At 71.3% G+C, this 22,907-nt stretch carries 29 protein-coding genes; 13 read left to right on the top strand and 16 right to left on the bottom strand.

The window, feature by feature from the left end; genetic code table 11:
- Window positions 1–149 precede the first annotated feature (149 nt).
- The 5 genes from C3481_RS13365 (at window position 150) to C3481_RS13345 (ending at window position 4,739) form a co-directional block, all read left to right on the top strand.
- Window positions 150–1,547 carry an HNH endonuclease signature motif containing protein gene (locus C3481_RS13365; RefSeq protein WP_103842772.1) on the top strand — a complete coding sequence of 466 codons (1,398 nt, stop codon included), beginning with the start codon at window positions 150–152 and terminating at the stop codon, window positions 1,545–1,547.
- Between the two features lie 230 nt (window positions 1,548–1,777).
- On the top strand, window positions 1,778–2,593 hold the full coding sequence (locus C3481_RS13360) for a hypothetical protein (protein WP_103842770.1): 816 nt from the start codon (window positions 1,778–1,780) through the stop codon (window positions 2,591–2,593).
- The gene (locus C3481_RS13355; protein ID WP_103842768.1) at window positions 2,583–2,999 is read left to right on the top strand and encodes a phage holin family protein; all 417 of its coding nucleotides are present in this window, start codon (window positions 2,583–2,585) and stop codon (window positions 2,997–2,999) included. The genes C3481_RS13360 and C3481_RS13355 overlap by 11 nt, the downstream gene beginning before the upstream one ends.
- Window positions 2,996–3,571: a DUF3618 domain-containing protein gene (locus tag C3481_RS13350; protein WP_064955503.1), complete on the top strand. Its 576-nt coding sequence runs from the start codon at window positions 2,996–2,998 to the stop codon at window positions 3,569–3,571. The genes C3481_RS13355 and C3481_RS13350 overlap by 4 nt, the downstream gene beginning before the upstream one ends.
- A 124-nt stretch (window positions 3,572–3,695) precedes the next feature.
- Complete coding sequence (locus tag C3481_RS13345; RefSeq protein WP_023953910.1) at window positions 3,696–4,739, top strand: YihY/virulence factor BrkB family protein; 1,044 nt, start codon at window positions 3,696–3,698, stop codon at window positions 4,737–4,739.
- A gap of 36 nt (window positions 4,740–4,775) precedes the next feature.
- Here C3481_RS13345 and C3481_RS13340 read toward each other — a convergent pair whose 3' ends face one another.
- From C3481_RS13340 to C3481_RS16555, 3 genes are read right to left on the bottom strand one after another with little or no spacing between them, the layout of a single operon-like run.
- A complete protein-coding gene (locus C3481_RS13340; RefSeq protein WP_103842767.1) occupies window positions 4,776–5,249 on the bottom strand; it encodes a glutaminase in 474 nt (157 codons plus the stop codon).
- A 9-nt stretch (window positions 5,250–5,258) separates the two neighbouring features.
- Window positions 5,259–6,122 carry a transposase gene (locus tag C3481_RS13335; RefSeq protein WP_103842765.1) on the bottom strand — a complete coding sequence of 288 codons (864 nt, stop codon included), beginning with the start codon at window positions 6,120–6,122 and terminating at the stop codon, window positions 5,259–5,261.
- Window positions 6,123–6,132: 10 nt separating this feature from the next.
- Entirely contained in the window at window positions 6,133–6,273 is a 141-nt protein-coding gene (locus tag C3481_RS16555) for a hypothetical protein (RefSeq protein WP_023953904.1), read from the bottom strand.
- A gap of 89 nt (window positions 6,274–6,362) precedes the next feature.
- On the opposite strand from C3481_RS16555, the gene C3481_RS13330 reads away from it, so the two are divergent.
- Window positions 6,363–6,707, top strand: a complete 345-nt coding sequence (locus C3481_RS13330) for a hypothetical protein (protein WP_036305622.1) — start codon at window positions 6,363–6,365, stop codon at window positions 6,705–6,707.
- Between the two features lie 30 nt (window positions 6,708–6,737).
- On the opposite strand, the gene C3481_RS13325 is transcribed toward C3481_RS13330, so the two are convergent.
- The 5 genes from C3481_RS13325 to C3481_RS13305 form a co-directional block, all read right to left on the bottom strand.
- Window positions 6,738–7,055, bottom strand: coding sequence for a hypothetical protein (locus tag C3481_RS13325; RefSeq protein WP_023953900.1), 318 nt, complete (start codon window positions 7,053–7,055; stop codon window positions 6,738–6,740).
- Window positions 7,056–7,115: 60 nt separating this feature from the next.
- Complete coding sequence (locus tag C3481_RS13320) at window positions 7,116–7,367, bottom strand: hypothetical protein (protein ID WP_146053655.1); 252 nt, start codon at window positions 7,365–7,367, stop codon at window positions 7,116–7,118.
- Between the two features lie 74 nt (window positions 7,368–7,441).
- Window positions 7,442–7,996, bottom strand: coding sequence for a MarR family winged helix-turn-helix transcriptional regulator (locus C3481_RS13315; protein WP_023953896.1), 555 nt, complete (start codon window positions 7,994–7,996; stop codon window positions 7,442–7,444).
- 113 nt (window positions 7,997–8,109) lie between these two features.
- Window positions 8,110–9,375, bottom strand: coding sequence for a Na+/H+ antiporter NhaA (gene nhaA / locus C3481_RS13310; RefSeq protein ID WP_071919018.1), 1,266 nt, complete (start codon window positions 9,373–9,375; stop codon window positions 8,110–8,112).
- 78 nt (window positions 9,376–9,453) lie between these two features.
- Window positions 9,454–10,764, bottom strand: a complete 1,311-nt coding sequence (locus C3481_RS13305) for a hemolysin family protein (RefSeq protein ID WP_181021934.1) — start codon at window positions 10,762–10,764, stop codon at window positions 9,454–9,456.
- Window positions 10,765–10,961: 197 nt separating this feature from the next.
- Here C3481_RS13305 and C3481_RS13300 point away from each other — a divergent pair, with 197 nt between their 5' ends.
- Window positions 10,962–11,801: a hypothetical protein gene (locus C3481_RS13300; RefSeq protein WP_103842759.1), complete on the top strand. Its 840-nt coding sequence runs from the start codon at window positions 10,962–10,964 to the stop codon at window positions 11,799–11,801.
- Here the strand turns inward: C3481_RS13300 and C3481_RS13295 are convergent.
- The gene (locus C3481_RS13295; RefSeq protein WP_023953888.1) at window positions 11,786–12,325 is read right to left on the bottom strand and encodes a YaeQ family protein; all 540 of its coding nucleotides are present in this window, start codon (window positions 12,323–12,325) and stop codon (window positions 11,786–11,788) included. The genes C3481_RS13300 and C3481_RS13295 overlap by 16 nt on opposite strands.
- Before the next feature lie 53 nt (window positions 12,326–12,378).
- Here C3481_RS13295 and C3481_RS13290 point away from each other — a divergent pair, with 53 nt between their 5' ends.
- The gene (locus C3481_RS13290; RefSeq protein WP_103842798.1) at window positions 12,379–13,224 is read left to right on the top strand and encodes an NAD(P)-dependent oxidoreductase; all 846 of its coding nucleotides are present in this window, start codon (window positions 12,379–12,381) and stop codon (window positions 13,222–13,224) included.
- Between the two features lie 6 nt (window positions 13,225–13,230).
- On the opposite strand, the gene xylB is transcribed toward C3481_RS13290, so the two are convergent.
- The gene (gene xylB, locus C3481_RS13285; RefSeq protein ID WP_181021933.1) at window positions 13,231–14,547 is read right to left on the bottom strand and encodes a xylulokinase; all 1,317 of its coding nucleotides are present in this window, start codon (window positions 14,545–14,547) and stop codon (window positions 13,231–13,233) included.
- 48 nt (window positions 14,548–14,595) lie between these two features.
- A complete protein-coding gene (gene xylA, locus C3481_RS13280) occupies window positions 14,596–15,783 on the bottom strand; it encodes a xylose isomerase (protein ID WP_023953882.1) in 1,188 nt (395 codons plus the stop codon).
- 88 nt (window positions 15,784–15,871) lie between these two features.
- Between xylA and C3481_RS13275 the strand changes: the two genes are divergently transcribed.
- Genes C3481_RS13275 through C3481_RS13260 form a run of 4 tightly spaced genes read left to right on the top strand, consistent with a single transcriptional unit; the run spans window position 15,872 to window position 18,223 of the window.
- A complete protein-coding gene (locus C3481_RS13275) occupies window positions 15,872–17,101 on the top strand; it encodes an ROK family transcriptional regulator (protein ID WP_258039125.1) in 1,230 nt (409 codons plus the stop codon).
- Window positions 17,102–17,160: 59 nt separating this feature from the next.
- A complete protein-coding gene (locus C3481_RS13270; RefSeq protein ID WP_023953879.1) occupies window positions 17,161–17,517 on the top strand; it encodes a DUF6804 family protein in 357 nt (118 codons plus the stop codon).
- Complete coding sequence (locus tag C3481_RS13265; protein ID WP_023953876.1) at window positions 17,514–17,756, top strand: hypothetical protein; 243 nt, start codon at window positions 17,514–17,516, stop codon at window positions 17,754–17,756. The genes C3481_RS13270 and C3481_RS13265 overlap by 4 nt, the downstream gene beginning before the upstream one ends.
- Complete coding sequence (locus C3481_RS13260) at window positions 17,753–18,223, top strand: BLUF domain-containing protein (protein WP_023953875.1); 471 nt, start codon at window positions 17,753–17,755, stop codon at window positions 18,221–18,223. The genes C3481_RS13265 and C3481_RS13260 overlap by 4 nt, the downstream gene beginning before the upstream one ends.
- Here C3481_RS13260 and C3481_RS16810 read toward each other — a convergent pair whose 3' ends face one another.
- The 3 genes from C3481_RS16810 to C3481_RS13245 form a co-directional block, all read right to left on the bottom strand.
- Window positions 18,224–18,433: a DUF3072 domain-containing protein gene (locus tag C3481_RS16810; protein WP_036305609.1), complete on the bottom strand. Its 210-nt coding sequence runs from the start codon at window positions 18,431–18,433 to the stop codon at window positions 18,224–18,226.
- 389 nt (window positions 18,434–18,822) lie between these two features.
- Window positions 18,823–19,719, bottom strand: a complete 897-nt coding sequence (locus C3481_RS13250) for an NAD(P)-dependent oxidoreductase (protein ID WP_103842757.1) — start codon at window positions 19,717–19,719, stop codon at window positions 18,823–18,825.
- Entirely contained in the window at window positions 19,716–21,170 is a 1,455-nt protein-coding gene (locus tag C3481_RS13245; RefSeq protein WP_103842755.1) for a four-carbon acid sugar kinase family protein, read from the bottom strand. Before C3481_RS13245 ends, C3481_RS13250 begins: the two co-directional genes overlap by 4 nt.
- A 176-nt stretch (window positions 21,171–21,346) precedes the next feature.
- On the opposite strand from C3481_RS13245, the gene C3481_RS13240 reads away from it, so the two are divergent.
- Entirely contained in the window at window positions 21,347–21,535 is a 189-nt protein-coding gene (locus tag C3481_RS13240) for a hypothetical protein (protein ID WP_103842752.1), read from the top strand.
- A 7-nt stretch (window positions 21,536–21,542) separates the two neighbouring features.
- On the opposite strand, the gene C3481_RS13235 is transcribed toward C3481_RS13240, so the two are convergent.
- Both C3481_RS13235 and C3481_RS13230 read right to left on the bottom strand, forming a co-directional pair.
- Window positions 21,543–22,244 carry a FadR/GntR family transcriptional regulator gene (locus C3481_RS13235; protein WP_023953865.1) on the bottom strand — a complete coding sequence of 234 codons (702 nt, stop codon included), beginning with the start codon at window positions 22,242–22,244 and terminating at the stop codon, window positions 21,543–21,545.
- The gene (locus C3481_RS13230) at window positions 22,241–22,861 is read right to left on the bottom strand and encodes a TetR/AcrR family transcriptional regulator (RefSeq protein WP_064955513.1); all 621 of its coding nucleotides are present in this window, start codon (window positions 22,859–22,861) and stop codon (window positions 22,241–22,243) included. Before C3481_RS13230 ends, C3481_RS13235 begins: the two co-directional genes overlap by 4 nt.
- Window positions 22,862–22,907 lie beyond the last annotated feature (46 nt).

Below are 22,907 nucleotides of genomic sequence, written 5' to 3'. Positions count from 1 at the left end.
CCCTGCTGCGCTCGGACGTCGGTGCCGTGCTCGGGAGGCGTCGATGGAGGGGTTGCGGCACCTGTGGAACGTCGTGCGGCAATGTCTGACGTTCGTGACAGCATTCGAACATGTGTTCGAATGACGGGCTCGGCGGCCTCAGCAGCGGAATGAGCAGCGACGCTGACGTCGATACGCTCGCGATGCTGGTCGCGGATGCCGAGGGGGTCTCGGATGCCGCGCGCGCGGTGCAGATTCAGGAGGTTCGGGTGCTCGCCGCCGCTGGGGTTCTCGCGGAGAAGCAGGCCGCCGGGTCGTCGGAGAAGGTCAAGGCGCGGGAGATGGCGCTGCGCGGAATCGCCGCGGAGCTGGCTGGGGTGTTCGTGGCGACCGACCGGACCGTGCAGCGCCGCATCGATGAGGCGCGAGACCTGGTGGAGAACTATCCGGTGACGATGGCGGCGTGGGAGGTGGGGCGGATAGTCCGCGGGCATGTGCGGGTCATCCAGGAGACGGGATGCCTGGTGCCTGCGGAGGAGCGGGCGGAGTTCGAACGGGTCGCGATCGAGCGGTGTGAGGGCGAGACACCCAACCGGGTGCGCGACGCGTTGCGGATGATCGCCGAGCGGATGCACCCGCGGAGTTTCACGGAGCGGCATGAAGAGGCCGCGGCGGGGCGGTGCGTGCGGGTGCAGGCAGGCGCGGATGGGATGTCGGACCTGATCGCGACCCTGCCGACCGTCATCGCCGACGGGATCGTGGATCGGCTGACCCGTCAGGCGCGGGAGATCATCAACGTGCGGCAGCAGGCCGACGCGGCGGGCGTTGATGCGAGCGGCGCTGGCGCTCGAGCCGACGCGCTTGGCGCGCGAGCCGACGCCAACGGTGGCGGTCGCGATGCCGATGCGACGATTTGCGACGGGTCGTCGTTCGTCGACGATGCCCGAACGATCGACCAGGTCCGCGCCGACGTGCTCAGTGACCTCCTCCTCGCCGGCACACCCGCCCTCGACCCCACCGCGACCGGAGACGGCGACGGAACACTCGGAGCGATCCGCGCGCACGTGCAGGTCGCCGTATCCGCACTGACACTCATGGGGCAAGACGACGGGCCGGCCGACCTCGCTGGCCGCTCCCCCGTCGACGCAGCAACCGCACGGGAGCTGGCGGGCAACGCCACCTCGTGGGACCGGCTCCTCACCCACCCGGTCACCGGGACCGTGCTGGAGTGCGACACCTACCGGCCCACCGCCGCCATGGTGCGACTGCTGCGGGCCCGCGACCGGCACTGCCGATTCCCCGGATGCCGACAACCCGCCATCCGATGCGAACTCGACCACACCATCGCCGCCTCTGACGGCGGTGCGACGCACGTGTGCAACCTCGCCAACCTCTGCAAACGACACCACGACGTCAAACACCACACCCGCTGGCGAGTAAGACAGCTCCCCGGCGGAAGGCTCGTCTGGACCTCACCCACCGGACGGATCTACCGCGACGACGCACCACCACCCCTCGTCGCCTTCACCACCACAGACCCACCCGATCTGGGGCGCCCACCGTTCTGATCCACGGTGGCGGGCCGGGGTGAGCGGGGAGCGACGACGGCGTGCTCCTCCTGGCTGCGCGGGCGCGCGTGCCAAAACGCGCCCGGATTCGGATCCGTCTCGCGCAGCGTCGGTACAGAAGGCGCGACCATCCCACAGCGCTTCGCCGTCGTCAAGCCCCGGGGCAAGACGCGGGGGTGAGGCGTTACATCGGCACCCCACGAACGCAAGCGGTACCGAGAGGAGAACCGATGTCGCAGAACTATGGTGAGCCGACGTCCGGCTCGCAGGCAGGATCAGGGTCGGGCACGGCGGAGACGGCGAAGCACGAAGCCGGAGAGGTCGCGGGCACCGCGAAGGCCGAGGCCGGTCACGTCGTCGAGACGGCCAAACAGGAAGCGGCGGGCGTCGCGTCAGAGGCGAAGTCTCAGGCGAAGCAGGTGTACACGCAGACGAAACAGCAGCTCACCGAACAGGCCGCGTCGCAGCAGCAGCGCGTCGCCGACGGGCTGCGCTCGATCGGAGATGAGCTGGACTCGCTGGCCCAGAACTCCGAGAACCCCGGCATCGCCACCGACCTCGTGCGTCAGGTGTCGAGCCGCGTGAGCGGCGCATCCGACTGGCTCTCGCAGCGCGACCCGGGGTCGCTGGTCAGCGAGGTGAAGAGCTTCGCGCGCCGCAAGCCGGGCGTCTTCATCGCGGGCGCGTTGATCGCAGGCGTCGTCGCCGGCCGCCTCACTCGCGCTCTCGCCGAGGGCGCGAAGGAAGAGCACGACTCCGGCACCGGCACGGCGTCCGGCGGCGTGCCCGCCGCGCCCTCGGCGCCGTCGCCCGCACCGGTGAACGCGCCGCTCGACGCGCCGATCGGCACGCCGGGCGCCGCCGCCACCGGCATTCCGGCCGCACCGTCGGCACCGTCGCACGCCCCGGTCGGGGCTCCGCTCGACGACCCGATCGGCTCCGCACCGGATGCCGCAGAGCCCACGCCGCTGTACGACAGCTCCGTCGGCCGCACGGCCGACGAGCCGTACACCGAGGGCATCGGGGAGACCCGAGATGACCGATAACCCCACGCCCTCCGAGCAGCAGGCGGCCACCACGTCGCTCGGCGATCTGCTGGGCGAGGTGACGCGCGACCTGTCGGAGCTGATGCGACAGGAGATCAACCTGGCCAAGGCCGAGCTGAAGGAGTCGGGAACACGAGCGGGCAAGGGAGCCGGGATGCTGGGCGGCGCGGGATACGCGGCGCTCATGGCGATCTTCTTCCTCTCGATCGCGCTCTGGTGGGCCCTCGGCCACCTCGTCGGCCTCGGCTGGTCGGCCGTGATCGTCGCCGTCGTCTGGGGCATCATCGCGGCTGTCCTGTACGCCCTCGGGCGCAAGCAGCTCGCGAGGGTCCAGGGCGCCCCGCAGACGGCCGAAACCCTGGGCAAGATCCCCGACGCATTGAAGAGAAATGAGGAGAACCGATGACCGATTCACCGGAAGCGATCCGCGCTGACATCGAGCGCAAGCGTCGCGAGCTGAGCCAAGACACCGACGCTCTCGTCGACAAGGTGACGCCCTCGAAGATCGCCCACCGCCAGACCGACAAGATCAAGGGCGCCCTCGGGTCCGTGCGCGACCGCGTGATGGGTGCGGCCGACGACGCCGGCTCGTCGCTTCACGACGCGGGTTCCTCGGTCGCCGGAGGCGTGTCGGACGCCGCGCACAAGGTGGGTGCCAAGGCCGAGGGCAACCCCCTCGCCGTCGGCCTGATGGCGTTCGCAGGCGGCCTGCTCGTCGCCTCGCTCATCCCGGCATCCACGAAGGAGAAGGGCATCGCAGCCGACGTCAAGGAGCAGGCCCAGCCCCTGGTCGAAGAAGCCAAGAGCGTCGCCCAGCAGGTCGGCTCCGACCTGAAGGAGCCGGTGCAGGATGCCGCCGCAGCCGTCAAGGACACCGCGACCGAGGCGGTCTCCCACGTCAAGAGCGACGCTCAGGACGGGGTCGACAACGTCACCGGTCGCGCCCAGGAGGCTCGCGACAACGTCAGCGGCAGCTGACACCCACCGCGGCGCGAGCGCTGCACGAACCGTGCACCGGGACGGCATCCGCCGCCGACCCGGTGCACGGTCGCGTTCCCGCACCGCTGACCATCCCGCAGCGCGCACGACCCCAGGAGGAGACATGAGCAACCAGAGAACCGCCGGACTCGACCCCGAGCACCCCGCGAAGCCCGATTCCATCACCGACGTCGAGAAGCCTTCGTGGAAGCACGTGCTGAAGCGAACGGTCCGCGAGTTCAGCCGCGATCAGTGCCCCGACCTCGCCGCCGGGCTCACCTACTACGCCGTGCTGTCGGCGTTCCCGGGTCTTCTCGCGGTGTTCTCGCTCCTCGGCGTCATCGGGCAGGGGCAGCAGGCCGCCGACGCCGTGCTCGACATCGTCGGCCAGGTCGCTCCCGGCGGCGCCGCCGACACCCTGCGCGGCCCGATCGAAGAGATGGCCACCTCTCCCGCGGCGGGCTTCGCCCTCATCTCCGGTATCGTCCTGGCGCTCTGGTCGGCATCCGGTTACGTCGGCGCATTCAGTCGCGCCATGAACCGGATCTGGGAGATCGACGAGGGACGCCCCTTCATCAAGCTGAAGCCGCAACAGCTCGGCGTCACTCTTCTGGCGGTCGCGCTCGTCGTCGTCGCGCTCGTCCTCCTCGTCGTCTCCGGGCCAGTGGCCGAAGCGATCGGCGACGCGATCGGACTCGGCAGCACCGCCGTGCTCGTCTGGCAGATCGCCAAGTGGCCCGTGCTCGCGTTCATCGTCGTACTGCTCGTCGCCGTGCTCTACTACTTCGGCCCCAACGCGAAGCAGCCGAAGTTCCGCTGGATCAGTGCGGGCGCCGTCATCGCGATCGTCGTGCTCGCCATCGCGACCGCGGGCTTCGGCATCTACGTCGCGAACTTCTCGAACTACGAGCGCACCTACGGGTCGTTCGCCGGCGTGATCGTGTTCCTGCTGTGGCTGTGGATCACGAACCTCGCCCTCCTGTTCGGCGCGGAGTTCGACGCCGAGCTCGAGCGCGGACGCGAGCTGCAGGCGGGGATGCCCGCCGAGGAGACCATCCAGCTGCCGCCTCGCGACACCACCCGCATCGAGAAGACGCGGAAGCAGGAGTCCGAGGAGCGCGCCGAAGCGCAGCGCCTGCGCGCGACGGGAGGCGCGTCGGACGACTGAGGCCCGTCACCGCGCTGCTGCCCGGCCGCGACCGCGTCAGGGCAGCAGCGCGATCCGGTCGTCGAGGTACGGAGCCAGCGGCATGCGGGCTCCCGCCGCGAACGCAACGGTGACGACCCCGTCGTGGCTGCGCGCGAGCGGCCCCGAAGCCCCGCCGGCATCGACGACGTCGAGATCGATCGGGGACCAGTCCAGGTGCACCGGCTCGCCTTCGGCGAAACCACCGCGGAACGCCGCTGCCGCACGCTCGGACCGAGCCCGCTGCGCTTCGGCGGTGTAGCCGCGGATCGCCTCGGCTCGGGCTCGCAGCAGCTCCCCTGTCGCGAACACCTCATCATCGGCGATGAGCAGGACCCCGAGATGCCACGCATCCCCGACCGGCAGGATGCGGGCGGCGCGGCCGAAGCCGAGCAGACGCCGCCCCTCGCTGCGGACCCCAAGTCGTTCCCGGGGAACTCCGATCAGCCGACGACGGGCGTCGGCGATGAGTTCGGTCGCAGCTTCCGGCACCCCTCGATGCTATTGACCGTCGCCGTCAGCCGCGCGCACCTTGCGCTCCGCTGCCGCCAGTGACTCGCGCGCCGACGCGACGGCGTCGTCGAGGTCGTCGACCGCGGCATCGGCCCGCTCGGCGTCCTCGGACACCCGTGCGAGGTCCCGCCGAAGCTCTTCGGCCCGCTCGTGCAGCCGGTCAGCCCGTTCCCGCGCGCTCGACCGGCGTTCCTCCGCGCGGGCCAGCGCCCGGCCTGCTTCGCTCGCCTCGCGCTGCGCCTCGCGCCGGCGCTTCTCCGCCTCACGTCGCGCGCGCCGTTCGGCGAGATCGTCTCGCGGCCTCGCGGGCGCCTCGGCAACACCGGGAATCGAACCCGCGACGCGGTCAGCCAGCGTCTCGGAGTCGAGCGACCCCGGCTCGAGGGTGCGCACGAGCCGGCCCGCTCCCACCACCGCGCCCGCGACGGCATCGACGATGGCCGCGTTGACGGTGCGCTCCACCTCGTCGCGCGCCGCCGCCGACAGCGCGACACCGGCCTCCTCAGCCAGGTCGGCGGAGCGGCGCGCGAGCGCCGCGACCAGGGCGCGTCGCTGCTTGCCGAGTCGGGCGAGCTCAGCCGCGTCGAGGTCGTCTTGCGCCTCACGCAGCGCCCCGGAGAGTTCGAGCGCCTCACGGAAGGACGGGTCGCGGCTCAGCAGGTTGACCGCCCACGCCGCCACCGTCGGCTTGCGCAACCCGCGGATGCGCGTGCCGAGCGCCCCGGGCGCCTCCGTCGCGCGAGCGTTGCGGGCGGCGACGAAGTCGGCGGGCGCCACGACCAGCAATTCAGCGGCCGCCGCGTCGAACTCGTCGCCCGCACCGCCGTCGGTATGCGCCCCGTTCGCCGTCATCCCGCCATTGTCACCGACCGCGCTTCGGAGCGCGCGGCATCAGTTCACCATCGACGACATCGAAAGCCGGCAGATCCGCGAACACGTCCTCGTCGAGCGAGCCGGTGGGCTTGGGCTCGAGCTCGTCATCGGGGCGCGGATCGATCATCATCGGCTTCCACTTTCATCCGCGATCCACGGAGCGTCGAGCCCTTGACAATGAGATTGGGCTTCGTCCCGCGGACGTTTAATGTGGTGCTCGTGGGCACCATCTATTACGGAGACGGCGCATCGCCGATCCACATCGAAGACCGCACGCTGGCGCACCTCAAGGTGGTCATCGCCACCAAGCTGCGTCGCGGCGAGAGCTTCACGCTCTCATGGCGACACCCCGACGGCGAGCCCACGGGACGCAGCACGATCTGGCTGCACCCCTCGATCCCACTCCGGTTCGCCTTCGACGACCCCGAGCCGACGACGCTCAGCCGCGAGTGGGTCGAGGAGATGGCGAACTCCGCGAACTCGTCCGGCGGCATCATGGTGGTCACCGAGCACGTCGACGACCCCGACACGGTCGCCCCGACGGGCAACGACGCCGCATCCTGACCGGTCGCAGCGCAGAGCGGGCAACGCCGCTCAGCCGACTTCGGGCGCGCCGTCCTCGGCCGGCTCGGGGACGATCGTCAGGCCTGCCGGGCCGCTGGCGACCTGCATGAGCTCTTCGACCCAGTGGCGGTTGATGCGCGGCTGCCTGCTGCCCGAGAAGTGGAACTGCAGCGGCACGGACGGGTGGATCCAGTAGCTGCGACGCTCACCCCCGCGGGGCAGATCGATGTCGAACATGAACGGCTCGGAACGGCGCAGCTTGTTCATGATGACGATGCGCAGGTGCGCCAGAGTCCGGTCGTCGATCTCGACGGAGTTCCCCAGCGTGTCGTAGATGAATCGGCCCACGCAGTGAGCCTAACGCGCAACAGACGGTCCGATAAACGACGGACCGTGGGCGCGGGGCCGTCAGCCGTCGATCTGAGCCGAGGTCTCGACTGCAAGCATCTCGGCGGCACCCTCTTCGACGCCGATCGGAACCACCACTGGACGGCTGGCGCTGAACGCCTCCCACTCGCGCAGCACGACCCGCTCGACGTCGACGACGGCGAGGGACGGATGCGCGGCGGCCAGGCGCGAGACGACGCCCGAGAACGACGTCACCACCTGGCCCTCGATGGTGAAGCGCTCCTCGGTCGGGGTCACCGGAAGGGAACACATGTTCTCATGGTGTCACGCGGTTCCCCGCTTGACGAATGTCAATTCGCGGGCTTTCTCCGGTGACTAGCTACCTGTCAGGCGCGGTCGCTGCGGGCCTGAACGGCGCGCGGATCGGGCGCGTGGGCGTCGACCTCGTCGACGGCCTGCTGCAGGCGCCCGAGACACGCGATGACGATGCGCGCCTCCTCTGCCGACATGCCGTCGACGGCGGCGATCATGCGCTCGTGCATCCGCCCGAGGGTCTCGCGCACCTCTTCGTCCGACTTCTCCGTGGCGACCACATGGACGCTGCGCCGGTCGCTGGGGTGGGCCTGACGGGTGACGTGGCCGGACTTCTGCAGCCGGTCGATCAGCGCCGTCGTCGAGGCCGTCGAGATGCCGAGGTAGCGGGAGAGCTCGGTCGGCCCGACGAGACGCCCCTCGCCGTGCGCCTTGATGAGATAGCGGAGCACGAGCAGCTCGTTCTCGCCCATCGACATGGAATCCCGCGTGCGGCGGCGCATGGCAGCTTCCGCGGCGCGATAGAGCCGGAACGCCTGGAGCACGGCGATGCCGCGCTCGCGAGGAGTCCCCGGATCGTCCGAGTCCGACGGGTACCAGTAATGCGTGGGCGTCGGGACATCGGGCACCTCGGCATCCTAAGACGCGGGCGGGGCCTCGCGCACGTCGCACGCCGAGGGATTGACGCGCTCGCCCATCCATGAGACGGGATGATCCGGAACACGAACGTCTGCGCCGTCGGTCACTCGTCGCGGTCGTACCCCAGCGCAGGTCCGTCGCCATCGATGGTGTGCGCGGCGGGCGCGTCCGCGGCGGCCGCCCGGGCGCGTCGAGCACTCCGGCTGAGCAGCACGGCGGCTCCCGCGGCGGACAGCAGCGTTCCCAGGAGCACGCCGAGCCGGGCGCCGTCGGTGTGGACGCCGTCGGCGAAGGACAACCCCGTGATGAGCAGCGACACCGTGAACCCGATCCCGCAGAGCAGCCCGATGGGCAGAAGATCGCGCATCCCGACGCCGTCCGGCAGCCGGAGCGGCGTCGTCCGGGTGACGAGCGCGGTGGTCCCCAGCACGCCGGCCGCCTTGCCGACGACCAGGCCGACGATGATCGCGAGCACGACGGGCTGCGCGACGACCGCGAGCGGATCGCTGGTCCCGACCACGCTGACCCCGGCCGCGAAGAACGCGAACACGGGGAGAGCGATACCCGAGGAGAAGGGACGCACGAGGTCATCGTACGTGTCGGTGCGCGCCACGCTCTCGCCGTGCACCGGCCGGGCGGGGACGGCGAACCCGAGCAGCACCCCCGCGATCGTGGCATGGACGCCGGAGGCGTGGAGGAAGCCCCAGACGACGAGCCCGAGCGGCAGCAGCATCCACCACCGGGCCCATCGCTGCCGGACGACGACGGCGAACACCGCCGCGGTCGCGAGCGCCACCGCGAGCGCAACGATGTGGATCGTCGCGGTGTAGAAGATCGCGATGATCAGGATCGCGAGCAGATCGTCGACGACGGCGAGGGTCAGCAGGAACGTACGCAGCCCCGGCGGGAGACCGCGCCCGAAGATCGCCAGCACCGCGAGTGCGAACGCGATGTCGGTCGCGGTCGGGATCGCCCACCCGCGCAGCGCCTCGGTGTCGCCCGTGACGAGGATCACGGCGGTGAAGAGGATCGCGGGCAGCAGCATCCCGCCCACCGCCGCCAGCACCGGCACCGCCGCCTCGCGCGGGCGGCGGAGACTGCCCGCGACGAACTCGTGCTTGAGCTCGACGCCCACGACGAAGAAGAACAGCGCGAGCAGGCCGTCCGCGGCCCACGTCGACAGCGAGAGGTCGAGGTGCAGCGCCGCGGGCCCGATCGTGAACTCCGACAACGCGGTGTAGGAGGCGGCGAGGGGCGAGTTCGCCCAGATCAGCGCGAGGGCCGCGGCCGCGAGGAGCAGCGCGCCGCCCGTCGTCTCACGGGACAGCCAGCGGCGCAGGCGGGCTCGGCGGGGCAAAGCGTCGTACATGCGGGGAGACCTCTCGTCCTTCGCCGGCGTTCGACACCGGCCTTGTCGACCAGACTTCCCGACACGCCGACCGCCAGTTTACTCTTCGGGCGATGCGACCGCGGGGCCCTCCTTCGACGCGCGCGCGACGTGCAGCTCCGCGATGCGACGACGGTCCAGTCGCGTCACCTCGATCGTCGCGCCGTCGACCTCGATGCGATCGCCGACCCGTGCGAGGCGCCCGAGCTGCTCGATCACGAAGCCGGCCACGGTGTCGGACGTCCCGCGCGGGATCGAGATGCCGGTGGCCTCCTCGAAATCCTGCAGGTTCAGCCGCCCGTCCACCGGTCCGCCGTCGCCGGCGAGCGGATGCGGCATCGCCTCGGTGTCGTATTCGTCGACGATCTCGCCGACGACCTCCTCGACGAGGTCCTCGAGGGTGACGATGCCGTCGGTGCCGCCGTACTCGTCGACGACGACCGCGATCTGGCTGCCCTCGGCGCGCATCGACGTGAGGGTCGGCAGCAGCCGCGCGGTCGAGGGAAAGTAGCGGATCGGTCGCACGATCGACTGGAGGGACTGCGTGTCGTCGGTGCCCGCGGCATCCAGGACGTCGCGCACGTGGACGAATCCGGCCACATCGTCGATGGTCTGATCGATGATCGGGTACCGCGAGTACGGCAGATCGCGAACGAGCGCGGCGGCCGCGCCGACGGTCTCGCCGCCCGGCAGCGACACCACTTCGGGTCGCGGACGCATCACCTCGCTCAGCTGACGGTCGCGCAGCGACAGCACGTCGTCGAGGATGCGCCGCTCGTCCTCGGGAAGGCCCTCGTGACTCGACACGATGTCGCGGAGCTCCTCGTCGCTGAGCTCCTCGCCGGTCTTGTTCGGGTCGCCCCCCAGCAGCCGCACGAGCAGGTTGGTCGAGAGCGAGAGCAGCCAGATCACCGGGCGCATGAGCTTCGCGAAGCCGTTGAGCACCGGAGCGACACCGTACGCGAAGGCGGCGTTGCGCTGGATCGCGAGGCGCTTGGGCACCAGCTCGCCGAGCACGAGCGAGAGGTAGGCGATGATCAGGGTCAGCACGATCGTCGCCACGGTCATCGCGGCGGCATCGGACAGCCCCCACGACACCAGCAGCGGGGCGAGCGAGGGCGCGATCGACGAGGCGCCGTACGCCGCCGAGGCGAAGCCCGCGACCGTCACACCGATCTGCACGGCGGAGAGGAACGTGTTGGGGTTCCGCGCGAGCGCGGCCACCTTCTCGCCCCGTTTGCCGCGGAGGGCGAGCGCGTTGACCTGGCTCTCGCGCAACGTGACGAGGGCCATCTCGGTGGCGGCGAACACACCACCGATCAGCACGAAGACGACGACGAGGACGATGTTGAGGAGCAGGTCGCCGTTCACCGGCGGACCTCGCTCGCGAGACGGGACGCGCCCGGGGTCACCCGGGCGCCGGGACTGTCGGAGTCGGAGGCCTTCGAGGCTCGATGCGTCATCGCACAAAAATAGCGGCATCTGCTCGGGATGCGCTGAACGCTTGACAACGGCCGAGGCCAACGGCCGAGGCCCCCACCGATGTCGGGATGTGCCACGATGCAGGGATGGACGAGGGTGTGGCCGCCGAGCTCCGCGCGCTCCGCCTCCGCGCCTACGCGCCGGGCGGTGACATCGCCGACGATCCCGCTGCGCTGGCTCGACTGACGGAGCTCGAACAGCGCGAACGCGCGGAACGGATACCGCGCACGCACGCACGCGAGCCCGATCCGGAGCCCGTGCGTCCGTCGACGATCGACACGCTCACGGACCTGCCAACGGCCCGATCCGACGAGCCGCGGCATGACGAGCCGGGGGATGGCGTCGCGGAACCGACGGCGCGCCGCGCGCGGCCGCTGCGCTCGATCCTCTTGTGGGCCGGTTCGCTCGTCGCGGTGGCCGCCCTCTCGGTGGGGATCACCGCGTTCGCGACGGCCCGCAGCGCATCGACCGCGACCGCGTTGCCGCCGGATGCGAGAATCTCCCACGTCACCACGCTGCTGCCCACGGGCGAGGAGATCCCCGCATTCATGCGGCCGTACAGTGGCGGGGTCGAGCCGGGGTCGTTCGAGAAGTTCCTCGGCCTGTCGGTGTTCCGCTCCACCGACACCTGGCGGGGAAACGACAACGTCTGCCTCTCCGTCGCGCGCATCGACGATGAGACATCCGGTGACGGCTCGCGCAGCGGGGCGTTCTACCAAGGCTGCTCCGCCGGCGCGTTCCCCGCGGCCGTCTCTTTCGTCGTCTGGGAGGATCAGCCCGACGAGCTCCTCGAGCGATATTCCCTCGGCACCGGGCTGCAGTTCGTGCTGACGGATGCCGGCGTCGACGTCTTCGTGTCGGAGGCGCCGGCGTCCTCCGCCGCACCGGAGGCGCCCGGCGAAGCGGCGAGTCAGCCCGCGGGCTGAGTGATGACGTCGGACTCGGCGGTGACGCCGTTGAGCTCGACGTAGAGGTGGCGCTCGGTGACCGAGACCGTCACGGTGTTGCGGCGGTCGAGCGCCGAGACGAGGGTGTCGATGAAACCCGGCTCGAAGCTGTGGAGGGTGATCTCCGAGACGCGGTGGATCTTCTTCCCCGCCCACGCGGCCACGATCGGACCGGGATTGCGCTGCGTGTAGACGGCGACGCGATCGGCCTGCTTGCTGCCGAGGTGCAGGCGCGCGGCATCCGGCGCCCCCACCTCGATCCAGGCGACGATCGATCCCGTCAGGTCGCGCACGAGCACGGCGGGCTCGTCCTTCGCGGCGATGCCCTCGGTGAAGTCGATGCCCTCCTCGTACTCGAGGCAGTACGCCAGCAACCGGGTCAGCATGAAGGCGTCGGTCTCGGAGGGATGCCGCGCGACGCGCAGGGCGAACGACTCGTACACGCCGCGGTCGACGTCGGCGAGCGTCGCATCGAACGTGTGGATCGTCGCCCCGGCAGCCATGAGGAACGAGCCTAGCCGCCCCCGGTGGCACCGCCGTGTGCGACGCTGTTCTCATGCGGATCGCACTGACGGGATCATCGGGAAAACTCGGCACGGTCGTCGCTCGTGAGCTCACGGCGGCAGGCCACGAGGTCATCGGCTTCGACGTGATCGGCAGGCGCGGCCCCGCGTTCGTGCAGATCGACCTGACCGACTACGGCCAGGTCGTCGACGCTTTCGGCTCGGTCGGCGACCGCCACGACGGCGTCGACGCGATCGTGCACCTCGGCGCCGTCCCCGCGCCCGGCGTCCGGCCCGACATCGCGACGTTCCACAACAACATGGCCGCGACCTTCAACGTCTTCCACGCCGCGACCCGGCTCGGCATCGACCGGATCGTCTACGCCTCGAGCGAGACGGTGCAGGGGCTGCCCTTCGATGTGCCGCCGCCGTACATCCCCGTCGACGAGGAGTACCCCGCCCGCCCCGAGTCGGTGTACTCGCTCGTGAAGCATCTCGAGGAGCAGCTCGCGATCGAGCTCGTACGCTGGCACCCCGGACTGTCGATCACGGCGCTGCGATTCTCGAACGTCATGGTGCCCGAGGACTACGCCGAGTTCCCCTCGTTCGACGCCGACCCGATGCGCCGCAAGTGGAACGTGTGGAGCTATATCGACGCGCGCGACGGCGCCCAAGCGGTTCTGCGTGCGCTCGAGAACGCGCCGACGGGCTTCGACCGGTTCCTCATCGCCGCCGCCGACACCGTCATGTCACGCCCGAACTCGGAGCTCGTGGCCGAGGTGTTCCCCGACGTCGAGATCCGCGGTGACCTCGGAACGAACGAGTCGCTCTTCTCCACCGAGAAGGCGCGCAGGCTTCTGGGCTACGAGCCGAAGCACTCCTGGCGCGACCACGTCTGAGGCGATCTAACGGGCACCCGCCGCGGCGACGCGGCGGGCCTGCTCAGCCGCGCCGAGCGCGACGTACTCGCCCGGCGCGGGCACCTCGACGTCGAGACCGAACACCGCGGGGGCGATCTGCTGCACGGCGGCCGATCGCGCTCCCCCGCCGACCAGCAGCACGCGCCGCAGCGGCACGCCCTGGTCGCGCAGCGCGTCGAGCCCGGCACCGAGACCTGCCAGCATCCCCTCGACCGCGCCACGGGCGAGGTTCTCGCGCGTGGTCGAGGCGAGCGTCATCCCGGTCAGCGAGGCCGTCGCGTCCGGCAGATTGGGCGTGCGTTCGCCCTCGAAGTACGGCACGAGCGTCAGCCCTCCCGCCCCGGGCTCGGCCGACAGCGCGAGGCGCGACAGGCCGTCGTGGTCGACCCCCAGCAGAGCGGCGACGACATCGAGCACCCGTGCGGCATTGAGCGTGCACACGAGCGGCAGGTGATGCCCGTCGGCTGACGCGAAGCCCGCCACGGTCCCGGTCGCGTCGACCGCGGGCGTCTCGCTCACGGCGAAGACCGTGCCCGACGTGCCGATCGAGACGACGACGTCGCCGACGCCCGCGCCGACGCCGAGAGCGGATGCCGCGTTGTCGCCGGCGCCCGCCGCGACTCGGCGGCCGTCCCGGTCCTCCACCCACTCGTCGGCGGCGAGGACCCGCGGAACCACGGCATCGTGCCCGAGAGCGGACACGAGCAGCTCGCGGTCGTACTCGCCCGTGACAGCGCTCCAGTAGCCGGTCCCCGAGGCGTCGGAGCGATCCGTGACGAGCTCGGCCAGAGCGGCGGCCCCGGCCGCAGGGTCGGCGACCGGGCCGAAGCCGCGCAGGCGCCAGGTCAGCCAGTCGTGCGGCAGAGCCACGGCCGCCGTGCGTGCGGCGTTCTCCGGCTCGTGGTCGCGCAGCCACCGCAGCTTGCTGATGGTGAACGAGGCGACGGGCACGAGCCCGGTGCGCTCGGCGAGCCGGTCGGCGCCGTATTCGGCGACGAGATCGGATGCCGCCTGCGCCGATCTCGTGTCGTTCCACAGCAGCGCGTCGCGCACGACGGCCCCCCGCTCGTCGAGCGCGACGAGGCCGTGCTGCTGCCCGCCGATCGACCAGGCCGCGACGTCCGCCATCCCGCCCGCCAGCTCGATCGCCGCCTGCAGTGCGGTCCACCACGACTCGGGGTCGACGCTCGTGCCGTCCGGGTGGGGCGCGCGCCCCTCCCGGACGACCCGACCGGTGTCGGCATCGACGATCACGACCTTGCACGATTGGGTCGACGAGTCGACACCCATGACCAGCGTCATGCCGGCATCCTCTTCTCTCGCGTTACGGGGCTTCTCGCGGCGCCGGCGTCAGCGTGCGCCGAGCAGGTGCTCGGTCGCGAGCTGCTGCAGACGGACGAATCCGAAGCCCTTGCCCCCGAGGTACGCGTCGGCGTCGAAGTCCTCGTAGGCGGAGCGGTCGCCGACGAAGTCGTCGTAGCTCTCCCCCTCGCCGAACGTCGGCTGGGCGAGCTCGGGAACGCGGGCCGCCTCGAGCGCCTCCTGCACCTCCGGGTCGGCGCGGAACGCCGCGGCCCGCTCCTTGAGCAGCAGGTAGGTGCGCATGTTCGCGGCGGCGGAGTCCCAGACGCCGGTCTCGTCCTCGGTGCGGCTCGGCTTGTAGTCGAAGTGGCGGGGGCCGTCATAGGCCGGTCCGCCGTTCGGGCCGCCGTTCTCGAGCAGGTCGACGAGCGCGAAGGCGTTGTGCAGGTCGCCGTGTCCGAACACGAGGTCCTGGTCGTACTTGATGCCGCGCTGGCCGTTGAGGTCGATGTGGAAGAGCTTGCCGTGGTACAGGGCCTGTGCGATGCCGGCCGCGAAGTTCAGGCCCGCCATCTGCTCGTGCCCGACCTCGGGGTTCAGTCCGACGAGCTCGGGGCGCTCGAGCGACTCGATGAAGGCGAGGGCGTGACCGACGGTCGGAAGCAGGATGTCGCCGCGCGGCTCGTTCGGCTTCGGCTCGATCGCGAAACGCAGGTTGTACCCCTTCTCGACGACGTAGTCGCCGAGGAAGTTCACCGCCTCGCGGTAGCGCTCCAGCGCCTGACGGACGTCCTTCGCGGAGTCGTACTCGGCGCCCTCGCGGCCGCCCCACATGACGAAGGTCTCGGCGCCGAGCTCGGCGCCCAGGTCGATCTGACGCAGCGCCTTGCGGATCGCGAAGCGCCGCACCGCGCGGTCGTTCGAGGTGAACCCGCCGTCCTTGAAGACCGGCGCGCTGAAGAGGTTGGTGGTCACCATCGGCACGGTCAGCCCGGTGTCGGCGAGCGCGCCCTTGAGGCGGTCGATCTGCGTCTGGCGCTCGCTCTCACTCGATCCGAACGCGAAGAGGTCGTCGTCGTGGAACGTCAGTCCCGCGGCCCCGAGCTCGGCGAGCTTCTCGACCGCGTGGACGACGTCGAGGGGCGGCCGGGTCGGACCGCCGAACGGGTCGGTGCCGTTGTAGCCGATGGTCCAGAGGCCGAACGTGAACTTGTCGGCCGGGGTCGGGGTGCGCATGCGTGCTCCTTCGCTTCGATTGCTGCGACCTCAGCGTAAGTCAGTTTGTCTATTACGTCAACAAACTGTGTTCTCGTAGGCTGATCCCGTGAGTGTCGCGCCGGGAACCGCCGAACTCGTCCGGCGTGTGAATCTCGCCCGGATGCTCGTCGCCGTGCATCGCGACGGCCCGATCTCGCGCGCCGCCCTCACCGCCGAGCTGGGACTCAACCGCTCGACCATCGGCGCGCTCACGGCGGAGCTCGCTCGCCTCGGCCTCGTCACCGAGACCGCCGGCGCCGCCGAGGGACGCATCGGCCGCCCCTCCCCCGTCATCACCGCGCGCCCCGACGTCGTCGCCGTCGCCGTGAACCCCGAGGTCGACGCCGTGACACTCGCGGCGGTCGGACTCGACCGCCGCGTGCACGCCCGTCGGCGCGCCGTCACGACCAGCCTCATCACGCCGCAGGAGCTCGCCTCGCTCGTCGCGGAGACCATCGAGGAATGGCGCTCGGGGCCGCTCGCCACGACGACGGTCATCGGGATCGGCGTCGCCGTCCCCGGTCTCGTCGAGCCGGCCGCGGGCCTCGTCGTGCATGCCCCGCACCTGCGCTGGACGGACGCGCCGCTCGCCGACCTCGTGTCGGCCGCGACGGGAACCCCGACGACCGTCGGCAACGACGCGTCCTACGGCGCGCACGCCGAGTACCTCTTCGGCGCCGCGCGAGGTGTCGCGGACGTGATCTATCTCAACGGCGGCGCGAGCGGCATCGGCGGCGGGCTCGTCGTCGGAGGCGCCCTGGTCGGGGGCGCACGCGGTCTCGCCGGCGAGTTCGGACACAATCCCGCGATCGTCGAGGACGCTGCCGACCGCCGCTCCGGCGAGCACGCCGCACTCGAGGACGAGGTCAGCCAGCACCGCCTGATCGCCTCGCTGGGGCTCCCCGGCGCGGACGGCGCCGAGCTGCGCGCGGCCGTCCACGGCGCCGCGAACCCCGCCGCCCGAGCCGAGGTGCAGCGGCAGCGCCGCATCCTCGCCTCCGCCGTCGCGAGCGCGGTCAACGTCCTCGATCCGGCCGTGGTCGTGCTCGGCGGCTTCCTCGCCCCGCTCGTCGAGAGCGACGTCGACGCGTTCGCCGAGGCGGTCGCGCGACAGACGATCTCCGGCCACGCACCGCTCATGCGCACGGCGGAGCTGGGCGATGACCGGCTCCTCGTGGGCGCCGCCGAGACCGCGTTCGCCGCCCTCCTCTCCGACCCGGTCCCGGTCATGACCGGCTCCGGCACACCCATGGCCGATTCGACCGCCGCGTCAAGCGCCGCCGTCGCCGCACGCTGAACTCGTACGATCGAACGGTCGCGCAGCGCCGCGGCATCCGTCCCGAGAGAAACGTCCGCATGGCATCCAGATCCTCCCGCCCCGTCGAGCCGCCGCAGCGGCAGCGCAACGCGCTCGCACCCGGCATCCTGGGGGCCGCCGCCCTCGTGGCCGGCATCCCGCTCATCGGCGGGGAGTTCGCGATCGTGATCTCGTTCATCGCGGCGATCCTGGCTTTGATCATCGCGTGGTTCGCGATCCAGGCGCGACAGTGGTGGTGGGCCGTCCCGATGGCGGCGATCGCGGTGCTGTGGAACCCGGTGTATCCGTTCTCGCTCGACCAGCCGGTCTGGCTGGCCGCCCACGTCATCGGCGCAGCGACGTTCATCGCCGCCGGCACTCTCGTATGGGTGCCCCGCGCGCAGGCCGCCCGATGACCGGAACCGGAATCGTCTGGGCCCGCGTCGAGGACGGCTTCCACGTCGGGAGCCGCACCGGCGAGTTCGTCGGCTACATCGACCGCCAGCCCGACGGGCGGTATCTCGCCTACGACTCCCGGTCCGCCTGCGCCGGGGCCTTCGTCGAGCTGACCGCGGCCATGCGCGCGCTCGCTGCCCGCGCGACCCCCGACACCCCCGACGAGACGCCGCCCATCGAACTCCGGGAGATCCGATGACCTCGACCTCCGACGACCTGCTGTCGGTCCTCTACACCAGCAACGCACGCACCCCGTTCGGCGACGACGATCTCGCCGAGCTCCTGGCGCAGAGCCGCGCATCGAACGCGGCGCGAGACCTGACCGGGATGCTGCTGTACCGCGGCGGCCGGTTCGTCCAGGTGCTCGAGGGCCCCGAGCGGACGGTGCGCGAGCTCCTCGCCACGATCGACCGGGACCCACGTCACTTCGACATGCGGGTGCTCATCGAGCAACCCATCGCCCAGCGCGAGTTCCGCGAGTGGACGATGGGCTATCAGCCGATCGCGGAGACGACCGGCGACGCCCCCGCGGGGTTCCGCGACACCTTCGACGACCTCGAGGGCTCGGACGACCCGAGTGCGACGTTGCGCGCCGCCCGAGAGCTGAGCCTGTGGTTCCGTGTGCGATCGTCCCGGCCGCCGCGGGACACGGCGGCCGGGTCGTAGTCACTCGCCGCGGCCGGTCGCGTCCTGCAGACGGTCGATCTGCTCCGAGGCCTCGGCCTTGGTGAGGTTGCCGGGGAGTTCCTCGCCGGCCTCGCGAGCGAGGGTGTCGAGGTAGCTCCGCTGCGGCCCCGTCATGGGCTCGTCGCCGGTGACCCAGTTCTCGGGATCCTTCACGGGCGACCCCTGGCCACCGCCGTCGGTTCCGCCCAGCGTGTCGGCGCTGTCCGGGGTGTCGGCGCTGCCGAGATTGTCGGCTGCAGACGCGGCCGAGGCGGGCGGGGTCGGGGCCGACGGCTCACCGGGCGCCGGCGCGGTCGGTTCCGTGGGTACGGGGACGGTCGGTTCGGCGGGCGCCGGGAAAGTCGGCTCGTCGGGAGTGGGGATGCTCTGGTCGGTCATGCCTCGACGCTATGCCGACCGTCCCGAGAAGCCGAGGCACTTGCGCGTTCCGCGAAAAGCCCTCAACGAGAGAACCCGGCCCGGTGACGCCGTTCGGGCAGCGTCCCCGTGGCCGGGTGTTCTTCGATCTTCGGCGACGCACCGCAAGGAATGCGCAACGCGCCTACCGAGCAACCTCAAGGAATCCGCAAGATCGGAGCTCAGGTGCGGCGCGCGGGGGCGGAGATGCGGATCACGGAGGAGTCGTCGCTCTCACCCAGGCCCTGGGCCTGCGCGAGCAGGTAGCTCTGCTCGGCGGCCGCCGCCAGCGGCGCCGGGAGGCCCGCGCGCCGCGTCGCGGCCCCGACGATACCCATGTCCTTAACGAAGATGTCGAGGCGGCTCAGCACCTCGGCGCCCTCGTCGTCCCAGGCCTGCAGCATGCGCGGGCCGCGGTTTCCGAGCATGAACGACGCCGCGGCGCCCGCCTGCAGCGCCTCCAGCGTCCGGTCAAGGTCGAGCCCGAGCCGGTCGGCGAGCGCGAGCGCTTCGGCGGCGGCCGCGATGTGCACGCCGCACAGCAGCTGGTTGACGGTCTTCAGCGCCTGACCATCACCCGCCCGCTCCCCGACGATCGTGAGGGTCGACGCGAGCACCTCCAGGACGGGCCTCGCGACGGCGAGGGCGGCGGGGTGCGCCCCGACGACGATCAGCAGATCGCCCTCCCTCGCCCGGGCCGGACCACCGCTCAGCGGGGCGTCGACGAGACCGATGCCCCGTTGCGCGAGCGAGACCGCGACATCCGCGACGCCCTCGGTTCCGACGGTGCTCGTGAGGACGACGACCGCCCCCTCCGCGAGAGAGTCGGCGATGCCGGCATCCCCGAACAGGACATCCGCGAGCTGCGCGGAGTCACGCACCGCCACCAGGACGACCTGCGCGCCCGTGGCGGCCTCGGCGGCGGAACCAGCAGGGGCGATCCCGGACTCGGCGGCCAGCCCGAGCCGGGCGGGGGCGATGTCGAAGCCGCGGACGGTGAAGGTCTCTGCGAGACGCTCGGCCATCGGCAGGCCCATCGCCCCCAGTCCCAGGACGGCGACGCTCGGGTTCTCGTTCATTCCTGCGGTTCTCCTCGGTCTCGAGCGGGATGTGCCGGGGTCAGGGAGAGCCGTTCGACCGCGGCGGTCAGCGAACCGTCGTCGCCGACGTTCCCGGCGAAGACGATGTAGGGGATTCCGGATGCCGGGCCGTCGGCGGCCTCCCAGACCGACACGATCCCGGGGAAGAGCGAGCCGCGCACGCGGGCTCGGCGGATCTCGAGCCCCCGCGTGGCCACGTCGGACGAGGTGATGCCGCCCTTCGCGATGACGAAGCGGGGCGTGACCCCCGCGACGACCCCGCGGACGACCTCGACGACGGCTTCCGAGACGCGGCGCGAGATGTCGAGGCTCTCGTCGGGGTCGTCGGTTCGCACGAGGGTCCGGCTCGTATGGAGCACGACGTCGCCGCGCAGCAGAGCCGTCGCGATGGTCGCCCCGGCTCGATCGAGCTCGGCGGCGCGCTGCGCGGGATCGAGCAGCCGCGGCACGTCGAGCTCGACGACGGCTTCGAGGGGACGGTGACGAACGAGGTCCGCGAGCTGACGGCTCGTCAGGCCGACGTGCGACCCCACGACGACCAGCCCGCCGCGCGCCGCGCGATCGACGCCGAGCTCGGCGACATCGACGGGCGGCCGCCGTCGCTGACCGATGCGCGCGCGTACGAACGGCGGCCCCACCCGGTAGACGAACGAGCGGCCCTCCGCCTCGACCGCTTCGAGCCCGAGGGCCAGCTCCACGAGGTCCTCCTCCACGACGGCGTCGACGACGATCGGCGCACCAGCCGGTGCGGCGCGCAGCACGGCGGCGACCGCGGCGACTCCCGCGCGGAGGTGGTCGACGGTCACCTCGACGACATCGGCGGCGGCGATCGCGCCGTCGGTCTTCTCCGCCACCCAGTCCGCAAGCCGCGACGAGCGGAAGCCGAACGTGGAGTCGCGGGCGAACTCCGTCTCGCCGATCGGGGTGAAGCCCTCGTCCGACAGGATGCCGTGCACACCGCGCACCGTGACGCGTCCGGCATCCGGGAAGGCGGGCACCACGACGACGTTCGTCGGCGCAGGCGAGCCCGACCGGGCGATCTCGTGGGCGATCGTGTCCGGTTCGAGAGGGAAATGCCCGCGGAGCGTCGAGTCGCTGCGGCTGACGAAATCGACGCGGACGCCGGCGGTCTCGGCCGCCGCGAGAGCCGCGCGCACGACCTCGCGGTTGATGCGCTCGGCGTCGGCCGGCGCGAGGCTGCGCGAATTGGTCAGCACGTATACCGCGGGCGCCCCCGATGACAGCGCCCAGGCGAGGTCGGCGACATCCCACGCCCCGAGGACGGGCAGATCGGCGACGGACTGCGTCCCGGTCGGGTCGTCGTCGAGGACGACGAAGACGCGCCCGCTCTTGGCCACTCGGGCCGCGAGGAGGCCCAGGTCGGGTCGTGACGCCTCCGGCAGGTCGGGCAGAGGGGCGGTGGGCGCCATGGGATCTCCTCGTCGTCGAGCGAGTCGGGCAGCTGTCAGATGTATGACAGCATGCAGCACCGGCATCCTCGCCGTCAACCGGCACTCGCCGCGTCGCGGGGGTTGCATCCGCGCCCGCCGGAACCGCACGCTGGCATGAGATGGTTGCCCGACCGCAGGAACGAGAGGAGACAGGCATGTCTGAGATCGAGCGCGAGCACGGCCCTGAGGTTCCCGTATCGGATGCCGAGGAGCAGAAGCAGCCGACGACCGACGCCGGCGCGGCGCCGGAGATCCCCGCACCGTCGACCGAGGCCGACGAGGCCGACGTCTGGGAGCAGAGCCACGAGGTACCCCTCGACGACGACGAGCCGGATTCGGCGTGAGCCCGGCTCAGCCGGCCACGTAGCGGCGGAAGTCGTCGAGCGTCTGCTGCAGGTGGTGATCCATCGCCGCCCGTGCGGCATCCGGATCGCGCGTGCGCAACGCGTCGACGATGCCCCGGTGCTCCGCGATCGCGTGCTCCTGGATCTCGGGCACCCGCGACGTCTGCGCGCGTCGCTCGGCGAGCACCTCGGTGAGGGGTGCGAGGAGAACGCCGAGGAACAGGTTGCCCGAGGCGCCGAGGATCCCGGCGTGGAAGCGCAGGTCGGCGTCGACGAAGCGATCGACGTCTCCCGCGGCCGCGGCCGCGACCATCTCGTCGACGCACGCCGCGCACTCCCCCAAGGCGGCGTCGTCGATGAGGGGCGCGGCCAGGGCCGCCGCCTCGCATTCGATGACCCGACGCGTCGAGATGAGCTGCTCCGCCACCAGGGTGTCGTCGCCGTGCGCCGCCCGGAACCGGAGCGCGTCGGAAACGGACCGCCACTCCTCGACCGGCGCGACCCGTGACCCCACACCCGAGACCACGCGGACGATGCCGCGAGCCGACAGAGTGCGCAGCGCCTCGCGCACCGTCACCCGGCTGACGTCGAACTCCGCACCGATCTCGGCCTCGGTCGGCAGGGCGCCGCCCGGCTCGAACCGACCGGCGATGATGCCGTCGAGCAGATCGTCGGCCACGGTGTTGACGAGCGACTTGCGGCGACTCATCGCCCCGCTCCACGATGCTCGACACGATGCTCGACGGCCGCCCAGCCGTTCTCGAGCACGGCGAACCCGGCGTCGAGCGTCGCCTCGGGATCGTCGCTCTCGTTGACCATCGTCTGGATCTGGAGCACGAACCTCGCGAACGCCCGGACGTGGGGGTCGGGCCGCTCCTCACCGAGCTCGGCCGCCACCGCCTCGGCGAGCGCATCCTCGTGCCGCAGCCACATACGCGCGGCATAGTCCCGCAGCGCGGGCGTGGCATTGAGGAACTCCATGAAACGGCGGGCCACGTCGTCGCCGTGCTCTGCCGCGCCCGAGCGGATCTCCCGCTCGTAGTAGGCGCGGATGGCGCCGGCGATCGAGGTCCCGGCGGGACGCTCACGCACCGCCGCGACGAGACGCTCGCGCTGCTCGTCGTCCTCGTCGAAGACCAGTGCCTCCTTCTGACTGAAGTGCGCGAAGACGGTCGTCGGCGAGACGTCGGCGGCGTCGGCGATCTCGCGGATGCTGACGTCGTCGAACCCCCGCTCGAGGAACATCACCGTCGCGACATCCGAGATCCGTTTGCGCGTGGCCGCCTTCTTGCGCTCGCGGCGCCCCAGCGGCGCGGTCTCGGTCATGACGTCGATCTTAGGGCGCGTGCGACAAAACCTGTATTGACACCGA

Origin of the sequence: Microbacterium sp. Ru50, from assembly GCF_002920555.1 — a bacterium.
GTDB lineage: Bacteria > Actinomycetota > Actinomycetes > Actinomycetales > Microbacteriaceae > Microbacterium > Microbacterium arborescens.
This window is presented reverse-complemented; position numbering and strand designations above follow the sequence as displayed.